Below are 12812 nucleotides of genomic sequence, written 5' to 3'. Positions count from 1 at the left end.
CTTAAACCCCCAGGGACTTTTTGTAGCGGCTTTCGACCATGCGGTTCCAGCTCAGCATGATCAGCAGGTTGACCAACAGCAGCACCACCGCGATGGTCGCGCCCATGGGCCAGTTGAGTTCCGAGAGGTACTGGTCGTACACCACCGTGGCGACCATTTTCAGGCGCCGCCCGCCGAGCAGGCCGGGGATCGCAAACGAGCTGGCCGCCAGGCCGAACACAATCAAGGTGCCGGACAGCACGCCGGGCATCACCTGCGGCAACACGATCTTGCGCATCACCGTGGCCTGGCTGGCGCCCAGCGACAGCGCCGCCTGTTCCGCCGACGGGTCGAGTTTTTGCAGCGAGGTCCACACCGGAATAATCATGAACGGCAGCATCACGTGCACCAGTGCGATGATCACTGCAAACGGCGTGTACAGCAGTTTCACCGGCCGCCCGCCAAGCGCCTGGATCACTTGGTTGACCAGCCCGTCGGCACCCAGCAGCAAGCTCCAGCCGAAGGCGCGCACCACCACCGAAATCAACAGCGGCGTGAGGATCAGAATCAAAAAGATCGAGCGCCACGGTGTGCCCATGCGGCTGAGGATGTAGGCCTCGGGCACGCCAATCACCACGCAGAGCAAGGTCACCAGCGCACTGATCCAGAAGGTGCGCCAGAAGATCTCGTAGAAGTAAGCATCGCTGAACAGCGACAGGTAATGGGCGAAGGTCCACTCATCGGCCTTCACGCCGACCTGGTAGTCGAACACGTTGAACGACAGCACCAGCGTCATGATCAGCGGCAGAATCAACAGCCCGGTAAACAGCGCCAGGGCCGGCAACGACAACAGATAACCGCGACTCATGCGTGCACCTCATCTGCCGCCAGCACGCGCAGCAAGCCGGCGTGCCAGTCCAGGCCCACCGCCGCGCCGCAGCCGAGCGGCGCGCTGCCGTCGTTGCTGCGCACCACGGTGATTTCGCCGAGGCTGGTGTGGACGCGGTACAGCCATTGGCTGCCGAAGAAGTAGCTGTCGAGGACTTTGCCTTGCACGCGGCCAGTGCCGGCAGCCACCAAGGTGATTTTTTCCGGGCGCAGGCTCAGGGTCAGCTCGCCGTCGCCGCTGGCATGGCGTACTTGCGGGGTGCCGAGTTCGTCGTAGTCGCCGGGCAGCAGGTTGGCCTTGCCGACGAAGTCTGAAATGAAGCGCGTGCGCGGGTGTTCGTAGAGCGTGTACGGCGCGTCGATCTGTGTGACACGCCCGGCCTGCATCACCACCACGCGGTCGCTGATCGACAGCGCCTCGGCCTGGTCGTGGGTGACCATCAAGGTGGTGATGCCCACGGCGCACTGGATGCGGCGGATTTCAAACTGCATTTCTTCGCGCAGGTTGGCGTCGAGGTTGGACAGTGGTTCATCCAGCAGCAACACCGGCGGCTCGATCACCAGCGCGCGGGCCAGGGCCACGCGCTGGCGTTGGCCGCCGGACAGCTCACGCGGGTAGCGCTCGGCGTGTGGGGCCAGGCGCACCAGTTCCAGCACGGTTTTGACCTTGCTGGCGATCTCGGCGGCCGGCACTTTGCGCATCTTCAGGCCAAAGGCGACGTTGTCGCGCACGCTCATGTGCGGGAACAGCGCGTAGCTCTGGAACACCACGCCCAAGCCGCGGCTGGCGGGTTTGGCGTGGGTGATGTCGCGGCCGTCGAGCAGGATTTGCCCGCCGCTCACGTCGACGAAGCCGGCAATCATCTGCAAGGTGGTGGTTTTGCCGCAGCCTGAAGGGCCGAGCAGGGAAACGAACTCGCCTTTTTCCACCGCGAGGTCGGTGGCGACCACCGCATCGACGGCGCCGTAGCGTTTGCTCAAGGCGTTGAGTTGGAGAAATGCCATGTCTGCGTTCCACCTTTTTTGAGTCGCGTCGAAACGCGCTTTTTTGTTTTGGGCAGATGCGAATGAGGTGTTGCCGGTGCGTTGGCGCTCGATCTTGAGTCGGCTGCCGTTTGTTGTTCATTTCGCCCCTGTGGACGCAGATTAGGACGAAGACTAGGATGGGCGGAAGATGGAATTTCATTCAACGGACTATTGTTTTCAGATTTATTCATTCACCAGAATTTATACCGAGATTAAGTGTTATGGATTCCACTGAGCGGAATGACAGCGGCAAAGAAGTCGGTGCCGGCAGCGTGTCGCGTTTGTTCGCGCTGCTGCGTACCCTGGGCGAAGTGCCGGAAGGCGGCGAGCGCGTGACCCAGTTGGCGCAACAGGTCGGCCTGTCCCAACCGACCACCCACCGTCTGTTGCGCAGCCTGATGGACGAAGGCATGGTCGAGCAGGACGCACGCAGCAAGCGCTATCGCCTGAGCCTGGAGTTCTTCGCCCTGGCGGCCAACGCGGGCAAGACCGGCAACCTGCGCGACCTGGTGCGGCCGAGCATGTTGCGCTTGAGTGCATCGTTGGGCGATTCGCTGTTCCTGCTGGCGCGCAGCGGCTTTGATGCGATCTGCCTGGACCGCAGCGAAGGGCCGTACCCGATCCGCACCTTTACCGGCGACATCGGTGGCCGCGTGGCACTCGGCGTGGGGCAGGGCAGTTTGGCGATCCTGGCGTTTTTGCCCGAGGAAGAGCGGGAAACGGTGATCCGCTACAACCTGCCACGGCTCAAGGACTTTCACCTGTATGACGAGGTGCTGCTGCGTTCGGAGGTCGAGAATGTGCGGCGCCTGGGCTACGCGGCGCGCAACACGGGGGTGCTGGAAGGCATGGCGGGGCTGGCGGTGCCGATCCTGAACCGCGACGGGCACGCGGTGGCGGCGTTGAGTGTGGCGACCATCAGTGACCGGCTGGGGCCGAGCCGGTTGCCGATGGTGGTGGAGTTGCTCAAGCGTGAGGCGGCGGCGATCGGGCCAAGGATCAACCCCTTTGATCCGACCCTGCGCCGGCCCTCGCAGACTTTTGGTGGATAACCCATTTCAGCCCTGATGAAGATCGGCTTTCCTGTGGGAGCTGGCTTGCCTGCGATGCAGGCAACTCGGTGTATCAGGCATAACCAGTCGATGCCATCGCAGGCAAGCCAGCTCCCACATTGACCGAGTGCAGCCTGAGGTTTTAGGGCAATACAGATCAGCACACCCTCTGCCTGATGTACTGAGATCCAACTGTGGGAGCGGGCTTGCTTGCGAATACGGTGGGTCAGCTAAGGCTATTTCAACTGATACACCGCATTCGCGAGCAAGCCCGCTCCCACAAAAGCCCTACACACATTCAGATTGCGGCCAGTGCGACTGACGTCGCGGCCGTGCGGGTCTCCCACATTGACCGAGTGCAGCCTGAGGTTTTAGGGCAATACAGATCAGCACACCCTCTGCCTGATGTACTGAGATCCAACTGTGGGAGCGGGCTTGCTCGCGAATACGGCGGGTCAGCTAAGGCTATTTCAACTGATACACCGCATTCGCGAGCAAGCCCGCTCCCACACAAGCCTCATACACATTCAGATGGCGGCTAAGGCTACTGACGTCGCGGCCGTACGGGTCTCCACGCCGAGCTTCACATACACATGCTCCAAATGCTTGTTCACTGTCCTGGGGCTCAACCCCAGGATATCGCCGATATCCCGATTGGTTTTCCCGCACGCCACCCAACGCAGCACCTCCACCTCGCGCTCGGTCAGTTGAAACCGGGCGGATAACAGCCGTTGCGCCGATGCGTCCTCCAGCGTCAACACACTCGGCTGTGACGCCGCGCGCGCCGAGAGCAAAATCCGTGACGTGCGCAAATGCGCCGCGACCCGTGCCAGCACTTCATCGGTCTGGATCGGCTTGGTCACGTAATCACTGCCACCCACCTCAAAGCCTTGCACCACATGCTTGCTGTCGGTCAGCCCGGTCATGAACACCACCGGGATATCCGCGCTGGCCGGTTGCGCCTTGAGCCTGCGGCAGGTTTCGAAACCGTCCAGGCCGGGCATCATTGCGTCCAGCAGGATAAGGTCCGGGCGCCTGCGTTGCACGCGGTTCAACGCGCTGAGGCCGTCCAGCGCCACCAACACCATGTAGCCCGCGTCGTCGAGGGCGTCGGAGAGCATGGCCAGGTTGTCCGGGGTGTCATCGACGATCAGCACTACGCCGGGTTCAGTGCTGCGGGTGAGCGCATTCATCTTCGGCCTCCTTGAGGGTTCGGTTGAGTTCATCCAGGCGGAAGCTCTTGAGTAAACCGCGCACTTTGTTGATGAAAGGCGCGGCGTCCGGCTGATGCTCCAGGATGGTGTCGAGTTTTTCATGCAGGCCGCGCACGTAGCCGATGGCGCTGAGTTCGGCGAGGGCGGCGAGGTCTTCCGGGCTGGGCAGTACGCTGGGTGGCGCCGGCGGCGTGAAGGTCTTGGTGCGGCGCAGCCACTGCAAATCCAGGTGCAGTTGCAGGCGCCCGAGCAGCTCCGGGGTGCGCACCGGCTTGGCCAGGTAGTCGTTGCAGGCGGCGGCGATACTGCGTTCGCGGTCGTCGGTAAAGGCGTTGGCCGAGATCACGATGATCGGCGCGCTGGACAGCGCGTTACGCCGGATCAAGCGGCTGGTTTCCCAGCCATCCAGGGTCGGCATCGACAGGTCCATCAGGATCAGGTCCGGCGCCAGCAGCGCCACCTGGCGGATGGCGTCCTGGCCATTGCTGGCCTGGATCACTTCAAAACCCAGCGGCGTGAGCATGCCGCTGAGCACTTTGCGATGGTCCACATGGTCGTCCACCACCAGGATGCGTCGGCGCGCACCTTTATAACCGATGATGTCGTGTTCTACGTGCACCACGGCTTGCGGCGCGCGCACTTGCGAGAGGAACAGCCGCACCTGAAAGCACGTGCCTTTGTCCAGTTCGCTGGTGACGCGCAACTCGCCGCCCATCAAGGCGGTGAGCATGCGCGTGATGGTCAGCCCCAAACCGACGCCCTTGTCCTGGCGCATCAAATCGCCGCGTTCGAACGGCTGGAAAATCCGCTCGATCTGCCCCGGATCAATGCCGATGCCGGTGTCGATGATTTCAAAGTTGGCGGTCTCGCGCCGGTAGCTGACACGCAGGCACACCTCGCCGCTGTCGGTGAAATTCACCGCGTTGCCGAGCAGGTTGATCAGGATCTGGCGCACGCGTTTTTCGTCACCGCGCACCACCGCCGGGATTTTGCCGACGCAGTCGAGGCGAAAGCGCAGGCCTTTGTCCTGGGCTTGCGGGGTGAACATCTGCTCCAGGTCGTGGATCAGTTCGGGGAAGGGGATTTCGGTGAGCTCCAGGCGCAATTTGCCGGCCTCGATCTTGGCCACGTCGAGCAGGCCATCGATCAGCGATAACAGGTGCGAGCCGCTGCGCAGGATGGTCGCCAGGGCGTCCTGGTGCTGGTCGGGCATGGCGGTGTCGCGCTGCAGGATCTGGGTAAACCCGAGGATGCTGTTCAGCGGTGTGCGCAGCTCGTGGGACAGCCCGGTGACGTAACGGCTTTTGGCGGCGTTCGCAGCTTCCGAGGCTTCCTTGGCCTGTTGCAGGGCTTGGTCGGTGAGGCTGTGGGCGTCGATTTCCTGCATCAGCAGCAGGGTCTGGCGGTCGGATTCTTCCTGGGCGACGCGGCGGCTTTCGCGGGTCAGCACCACCCACCAGGCGAGCACGGCGGCCAGTACCGACAGGGTCAGGAAGGCCTTGAAAAACGCCTGATACAAGGTCTCGGAATGCGGCAGCCCTTGGGCGGCCTGCACGTAAATCAACGCCAGGGCGCCGGCCAGCAACAGCACCAGCACCAATAACAGCCCCAAGTAGTGCGCCAGCCGCGTGTGCAGGCGCGGCATCAAGGTGTTGGGCAGCAGCCAGCGCAATACGCCTTCGAACTGCGTGACCAGACGCGCATGGGGCTTGCAACGGTCACCGCAACGCGCGTCCAGCGAGCAACACAGCGAACAGATCGGCGTGCTGTAGGCCGGGCAGAACGCCATGTCGGCGGTTTCGAACGGGTTGCTGCACAGCCCGCACACCGCGTGGGTGGCGGGCGCCACCGGGTGAATCAAGTGCAGATCGCTGGTGCGCGCGATGTAGTACTTGCCTTTGGTCAGCCAGGCCAGCAGCGGCGCCATGATCAGCGCCGTACCCAGCGCCACGAACGGCGGCGCGGCCTGGGCCAGGGCACCAAACAGGCCGAAGTGGGCGAGGATCGACAGCAACGAGGCAATCAGCATCGAGCCAACGCCTACCGGGTTGATGTCGTAAAGGTGCGCGCGCTTGAACTCGATATGTTTGGGCGACAGGCCCAGCGGCTTGTTGATCACCAGGTCGGCCACCAGTGTGCCGATCCAGGCAATCGCGATGTTCGCGTAAAGCCCCAGCACCTGGTCGATCACATCGAACACGCCCAGCTCCATCAGCATCAGCGCAATGGCCACGTTGAACACCAGCCACACCACGCGGCCAGGGTGGCTGTGGGTGACGCGGGCGAAGAAATTCGACCAGGCCAGGGAACCGGCGTAGGCGTTGGTCAGGTTGATCTTCATCTGCGAGATGACCACGAACAGCACCATCGCGCCGAGCGCCCATTCCGGCGAGCTGAACACGTAGCGGAACGCGACGAGGTACATCTGGGTCGGCTCGGCGGCGCGCTCCATGGGGATTTCATGTTGCAGCGCGAGGAAGGCGAGGAACGCCCCGGCGAACATCTTCAGCGCGCCGGGGATGATCCAGCCGGGCCCGGCGCAGAGCAGGGCGGCCCACCAGCGTTTGCGGTTGGCGGCGGTTTTTTCCGGCAGGAAGCGCAGGTAGTCGACCTGTTCGCCGATTTGCGTCACCAGCGACAGCGCCACGGTGCAGGCGGCGCAGAACGCCAACAGGTTGAACCCGCCGCTGTCGCCGCTGCGCCCGACAAAGCTGGTCCAGTCGCTGAAGGCGTCGGGGTTTTTCCACCAGACGAAACCGTAGGGCAGCACCAGCAACAGCAGCCAAAGGGGTTGCGTCCACAGCTGCAGGCGGCTGATCAGGGTCACGCCGTAGGCCACCAGCGGAATCACCAGCAGCGAGCAGATCACATAGGCGATGGCCAGCGGGATGTGAAAATACAGCTCCAGGGCCAGGGCCATGATCGCCGCTTCAAGGGCGAAAAACAGGAAGGTGAAGCTGGCGTAGATCAGCGAGGTAATGGTCGAGCCGATATAGCCGAAGCCCGCGCCTCGGGTCAGCAGGTCCATGTCCACGCCGTAACGGGCGGCGTAATAGCTGATGGGCAGGCCGGTGAGGAAGATCACCAGGCTGACGGTGAGGATTGCCCAGAAGGTGTTGGTAAAGCCGTAACTCAAGGCCAGCACGCCGCCGATGGCTTCCAGCGCCAGGAATGAAACCGCACCCAAGGCCGTGTTGGCGATGCGCAGTTCCGACCATTTGCGAAACGACTTGGGTGTGTAGCGCAGGGCGTAGTCTTCCATGGTCTCGTCGGCGACCCAGGTGTTGTAGTCGCGGCGGATCTTGACGATGCGCTGGGTGCCGGATGGAGGGTGCACGGTGGAGGACTCCGCAGAAGGGCCGTGGTTGAATGAGCAAGTTCCATGCCCTGGCAGATGCCGCAGATCCAAATGTGGGAGCGGGCTTGCTCGCGAATGCGGTGGGTCAGGCTATACATCAGTGACTGATACAACGCATTCGCGAGCAAGCCCGCTCCCACATTCGATTTCCATTGAATTCGGCGACGCGATCCTGCCCTGCATTGGTGCAATGTGGCATACGTCAAATGACGTACGCCGTTACGTCAGGCTGCGTATACCCGCGCAGGCTTGCTGCCGCCATGCTGAACCCCTCATTGCAGAGGAGTCGCCCCATGGCACCACGATTGATTCGCTCCAAACCGCTGTTGGCCTTGTCCTTACTGGCGGCCGCTCTGTTCAGCCAGGGCGTGCTGGCCGATAACGAAGGCCTGGCCGTGACCCCCACCGAAGTCACCGTCGGCCAGTTGCACTCGGCCACTGGCACCATGGCGATTTCCGAGACCGGCTCGATCCAGGCCGAACGCCTGGCCATCGAACAGATCAACGCGTCGGGCGGGATCCTGGGGCGCCAGATCAAGGTGATTCAGGAAGACGGCGCTTCCGACTGGCCGACCTTCGCGGAAAAAGCCAAGAAGTTGCTGGTCAACGACAAGGTCGCCGCCGTGTTCGGCTGCTGGACCTCGGCTTCGCGCAAAGCCGTGCTGCCGATCTTCGAAAAAGAAAACGGTCTGCTCTACTACCCGACCTTCTATGAAGGCCTGGAACAGTCGAAAAACGTGATCTACACCGGGCAAGAAGCGACCCAGCAAATCCTCGCCAGCCTCGACTGGATCGCCAAGACCAAAGGCGCCAAGACCTTCTACCTGGTGGGCTCGGACTACATCTGGCCGCGTACCTCGATGAAGATCGCGCGCAAGCACATTGAAAACGTGCTGCACGGCACCGTGGTCGGCGAAGACTACTACCCGCTGGGCAATACCCAGTTCGGCTCGCTGATCAACAAGGTCAAGCTGAAGAAACCGGACGTGGTGTTCGCCGCAGTGGTGGGCGGCTCCAACGTCGCGTTCTACAAACAGTTGAATGCGGCAGGCGTGAACTCGTCCAAACAAACCCTGCTGACCCTGTCGGTCACCGAAGACGAACTGCTCGGCATCGGCGGCGAAAACATGGCCGGTTTCTATGCCTCGATGAAGTACTTCCAGAGCCTGGACAACCCCAACAACAAAGCCTTCGTCGAAGCCTTCAAGGCCAAATACGGCAAGGACGCGGTGATCGGCGACGTGACCCAGGCGGCGTACCTCGGCCCGTGGTTGTGGAAAGCGGCGGTGGAGAAGGCCGGCAGTTTCGACGTGGATAAAGTCGTCGCAGCGTCCCCGGGTATCGAACTGAAAACCGCGCCGGAAGGCTACGTGAAGATCCACGAAAACCACCACCTGTGGAGCAAGTCGCGCATCGGTGAAGTGCAGCCAAACGGGCAGTTCAAGGTGATCTATGAGTCGGATCTGATCGAGCCGAATCCTTTCCCTAAAGGCTACCAGTAACTTCAGGTCTGGCATCGATCTAAATGTGGGAGCGGGCTTGCTCGCGAAAGCGGTGAATCAGTGAATACATCCGGTACTGACACACCGCATTCGCGAGCAAGCCCGCTCCCACATTAGGCAAACCGAGTTCCAGGCTCACACTTTATCCTCCCGCTCAGGAGACCATCATCATGGAATGGCTATCGGAATTTGGAGCCATCGCGGCGATGCAGGGGTTCAACGGCTTGTCCGTGTTCTGCGTGCTGTTGCTGATGGCATTGGGGCTGGCCATCATCTTTGGCCAGATGGGCGTGATCAACATGGCCCACGGTGAATTCCTGACCATCGGCGCCTACACCACCTACGTGTGTTCCAGCCTCACCGCGCACTTTGCGCCGAGCTTTCAACCCTATTACTTTTTCTTCGCCATCGCCCTGTCATTCCTCGTCGCCGGTGCCGTCGGCTGGCTGGTGGAATGGGCGATGATCAGCCGGTTGTACAAGCGCCCGCTGGACACCTTGCTCGCCACCTGGGGCCTGTCGCTGGTGATGCAGCAAACCTTTCGCTCGGTGTTCGGTGCCCGCGAAGTCAGCGCCGAACCACCGGCCTGGCTGATGGGCTCGGTGAACTTCACCGACGCCATCGAAATCCCGCGCAACGGCCTGTTCATGATGGGCCTGACCTTGCTGCTGACGGGTACGATCTTCCTGATGTTGTACCGCTCACGCTGGGGCCTGCAGGTGCGCGCCACGGTGCAGAACCGCCTGATGAGCCGCGCAGTGGGCATCAACACACGCAAGGTCGACCGCATGACCTTCGCCCTCGGCTGCGGCGTCGCCGGTGTTGCCGGTGCGGCCTTTACCACCATCGGTTCCACCGGGCCGACGGCGGGTTCGCAGTACATCGTCGACACCTTCCTGGTGGTGGTGTTCGGCGGCGCGCAGAGCCTGTTCGGCACCATCGCCTCGGCGTTCGTGATTGCCCAGACCCAGTCGCTGTCGGAGTTTTTCCTCAGTGGTTCGATGGCCAAGGTGCTGACCTTGTCGTCAGTGATTCTGATCCTGATGCTGCGCCCGCAAGGGCTGTTCTCCATCAAAGTACGCAAGTAGAGGCGAGCAGATGAAGGCTTTAGACAAGCTGCTGGGCGGCCAGCAAAACCTGATCGGCATTGTGCTGTTGGCACTCCTGATTCTGGTGGTATTCCCCCTGACCCTCGACGCGTTTCGGCTGAACATGGTCGGCAAGTACCTGACCTACGCGTTCGTCGCGGTGGGCCTGGTGTTGTGCTGGGGCTATGGCGGCATTCTCAGCCTGGGGCAGGGCGTGTTCTTCGGGGTGGGCGGCTACTGCATGGCGATGTTCCTCAAGCTGGAAGCGTCGGACCCTGAGAGCACCAGGATCCAGTCCACACCGGGCATTCCGGACTTTATGGACTGGAACCAGATCACCGAACTGCCCTGGCTGTGGCAACCGTTCCACAGCTTCAGCTTTACCCTGTTTGCGGTGATCGCCGTGCCGGTGTTGCTGGCATTTATCATCGGCCTGGCGCTGTTCAAGCGGCGCGTGGGCGATGTGTATTTCTCCATCGTCACCCAGGCGATTGCGCTGATCCTGACGGTGCTGATTGTCGGTCAGCAAGGCCTGACCGGTGGCGTCAACGGCATCACCGACCTCAAGACCCTGCTCGGCTGGGACCTGCGCACCGACAGCGCGAAAATGATCCTGTACTTCATCAACGCCGGCTTGCTGTTTGGCTGCATCTTTATCGGCCGCTTTATCCTCGCCTCCAAGCTGGGCCGGTTGCTGATGGCGATGCGCGACAAGGAAGAACGCGTGCGGTTTTCCGGCTACGACGTGGCCAGTTTCAAGATCTTCGTGTTCTGCGTGGCCGCCGCGTTTTCGGCGATTGGCGGGGCGATGTTTGCCTTGCAGGTGGGCTTTATGTCGCCGTCGTTCGTCGGCATCGTGCCGTCAATCGAGATGGTGATTTTTGCCGCAGTGGGCGGGCGCATGTCGCTGCTCGGCGCGGTGTATGGCGCGCTGCTGGTGAACTACGGCAAGACGTATTTTTCCGAATCCTTCCCCGAGTTGTGGCTGTACTTGATGGGCGGGCTGTTTATCGCCGTGGTCATGTACTTCCCCAACGGTTTGGCCGGTTTGTGGGAGAGCCACGGGCGCCAGGCGTTGGCGAAATTGCTGCGGCGCAAACCCGTGGTGAAAGCCCCGCTCAAGCCTGTGGCTAAAAGCAAAATCCTGGAGACCCAACCATGACCGCCGTCGGCTTTGAAATGAAAAAACCGGTGTTGGCCATCGAAGGCCTCACCGTGTCGTTCGACGGCTTCAAGGCGGTCGACAACCTCAACCTGTACATCGACCGCAACGAAGTGCGCGTGGTGATCGGCCCCAACGGCGCCGGCAAAACCACGGTGCTCGACCTGATCTGCGGCAAGACCCGCGCCACCAGCGGCAGCATCCAGTTCGACGGCCAGGAACTGACCAAAATGCGCGAATACAACATCGTGCGGGCGGGCGTGGGGCGCAAGTTCCAGAACCCGTCGATCTACGAAAACCTCACGGTGTTTGAAAACCTCGAGATGTCGTATCCCGCCGGGCGCAAGGTCTGGGGCGCACTGTTTTTCAAGCGCAGCGCCCAAGTGGTTGCGCGGGTGGAAGAAGTGGCGCGGGAAATCTTCCTCGGTGACTTGCTGCAACAGCAGGCCGACCTGCTGTCCCACGGGCAAAAGCAGTGGCTAGAAATCGGCATGCTGCTGATGCAAGACCCGGAATTGCTGATGCTCGATGAACCGGTGGCGGGCATGAGCGTCAACGAGCGCGCGCAAACCGCCGAGCTGCTCAACCGCATCAGCCAGGGCCGCTCGGTGCTGGTGATCGAGCACGACATGGAGTTCGTCAAAAGCATCGCGCATAAAGTCACGGTGCTGCACCAGGGCAAGGTGCTGGCCGAGGGCAGCATGGAGTCGGTGCAAAGCAACCCGAAAGTCATCGAAGTGTATTTGGGCCACTGAGGAGTCCGGCATGTTCAAGATCGACCAGTTGTCCTGTGGTTACGGGCAGAGCCAGATCCTTCACGATCTGCAATTGACTGTGGCCAAGCGCGAGATCGTCGCGGTGATGGGCCGCAATGGCATGGGCAAGACCACCTTGTTCAAGAGCCTGATGGGCATCCTTCCTCAGTGGAAGGGCCAGGTCAGTGTGGACGGGCACGACGTGTCGGCACTGGAAACCCATGAGCGCGTGGCGCGCGGGATTGCCTATGTGCCCCAGGGGCGCATGATTTTCCCGAGCATGACGGTGCTGGAGAATATCCAGACCGGGCTGCCGGCGTCGGCACGCGGCAAGGTGCCGGAAGATCTGTATGCGCTGTTTCCGGTGCTGCATGACATGCAGTCGCGCAAGGGCGGCAACCTGTCGGGCGGCCAGCAACAGCAGTTGGCGATAGCGCGGGCGCTGGCGACGAATCCCAAAGTGCTGTTGCTGGATGAGCCGACAGAAGGGATTCAACCGTCGATCATCAAGGACATTGCCCGCACGTTGAAGGAAATCCGCCATTTGCGCGATCTGACGATTGTGGTGTCGGAGCAGGTGTTGTCGTTTACGTTGGAGATCGCGGATCGGTTTTTGGTGATTGAGAAGGGGCGGTTTGTGGTTGAAGAGACGCGGGATCGGGTCGACGAGGCAAGCATTAGCCGGTATTTGTCGGTTTGAGTCATGGCGGCCTGAGCACATTGGCTACCTGATCTTCCCCATAATTGGATATTTCTCCTGACAACAGCGGTGACTACTCTAGCGACCA

At 61.6% G+C, this 12812-nt stretch carries 10 protein-coding genes; 6 read left to right on the top strand and 4 right to left on the bottom strand.

Features of this window, described 5'->3' with window-relative positions:
• Position 1: 1 nt before the first annotated feature.
• Together HX783_RS22115 and HX783_RS22110 are read right to left on the bottom strand one after the other, a co-directional pair.
• Entirely contained in the window at positions 2–847 is an 846-nt protein-coding gene (locus tag HX783_RS22115) for an ABC transporter permease (RefSeq protein ID WP_159957352.1), read from the bottom strand.
• On the bottom strand, positions 844–1872 hold the full coding sequence (locus tag HX783_RS22110) for an ABC transporter ATP-binding protein (RefSeq protein WP_159957350.1): 1029 nt from the start codon (positions 1870–1872) through the stop codon (positions 844–846). Before HX783_RS22110 ends, HX783_RS22115 begins: the two co-directional genes overlap by 4 nt.
• A gap of 242 nt (positions 1873–2114) precedes the next feature.
• Between HX783_RS22110 and HX783_RS22105 the strand changes: the two genes are divergently transcribed.
• The gene (locus tag HX783_RS22105; protein WP_177018234.1) at positions 2115–2945 is read left to right on the top strand and encodes an IclR family transcriptional regulator; all 831 of its coding nucleotides are present in this window, start codon (positions 2115–2117) and stop codon (positions 2943–2945) included.
• 527 nt (positions 2946–3472) lie between these two features.
• Here HX783_RS22105 and HX783_RS22100 read toward each other — a convergent pair.
• Together HX783_RS22100 and HX783_RS22095 are read right to left on the bottom strand one after the other, a co-directional pair.
• Positions 3473–4138: a response regulator gene (locus tag HX783_RS22100; protein WP_177018233.1), complete on the bottom strand. Its 666-nt coding sequence runs from the start codon at positions 4136–4138 to the stop codon at positions 3473–3475.
• A complete protein-coding gene (locus tag HX783_RS22095; protein WP_177018232.1) occupies positions 4113–7496 on the bottom strand; it encodes an ATP-binding protein in 3384 nt (1127 codons plus the stop codon). The genes HX783_RS22100 and HX783_RS22095 overlap by 26 nt, the downstream gene beginning before the upstream one ends.
• Before the next feature lie 314 nt (positions 7497–7810).
• On the opposite strand from HX783_RS22095, the gene urtA reads away from it, so the two are divergent.
• The 5 genes from urtA (at position 7811) to urtE (ending at position 12724) form a co-directional block, all read left to right on the top strand.
• Entirely contained in the window at positions 7811–9019 is a 1209-nt protein-coding gene (urtA, locus tag HX783_RS22090; RefSeq protein ID WP_065906042.1) for an urea ABC transporter substrate-binding protein, read from the top strand.
• A 170-nt stretch (positions 9020–9189) separates the two neighbouring features.
• Positions 9190–10107 (top strand): urea ABC transporter permease subunit UrtB, encoded by a 918-nt coding sequence (gene urtB, locus HX783_RS22085; protein WP_177018231.1) that lies wholly within the window; start codon positions 9190–9192, stop codon positions 10105–10107.
• 10 nt (positions 10108–10117) lie between these two features.
• Positions 10118–11269, top strand: a complete 1152-nt coding sequence (gene urtC, locus HX783_RS22080) for an urea ABC transporter permease subunit UrtC (protein ID WP_159957342.1) — start codon at positions 10118–10120, stop codon at positions 11267–11269.
• Positions 11266–12024, top strand: coding sequence for an urea ABC transporter ATP-binding protein UrtD (gene urtD, locus HX783_RS22075; protein ID WP_177018230.1), 759 nt, complete (start codon positions 11266–11268; stop codon positions 12022–12024). Before urtC ends, urtD begins: the two co-directional genes overlap by 4 nt.
• A 10-nt stretch (positions 12025–12034) precedes the next feature.
• Positions 12035–12724, top strand: a complete 690-nt coding sequence (urtE, locus tag HX783_RS22070) for an urea ABC transporter ATP-binding subunit UrtE (RefSeq protein ID WP_177018229.1) — start codon at positions 12035–12037, stop codon at positions 12722–12724.
• The last annotated feature ends 88 nt before the right edge of the window (positions 12725–12812 follow it).

The sequence above is a fragment of the Pseudomonas sp. D2002 genome (assembly GCF_013385735.1).
In the GTDB taxonomy this organism is placed as follows: Bacteria; Pseudomonadota; Gammaproteobacteria; order Pseudomonadales; family Pseudomonadaceae; genus Aquipseudomonas.
Note: the sequence above shows the minus strand (reverse complement) of the source record. Positions and strands in the feature narration are given on the sequence as shown.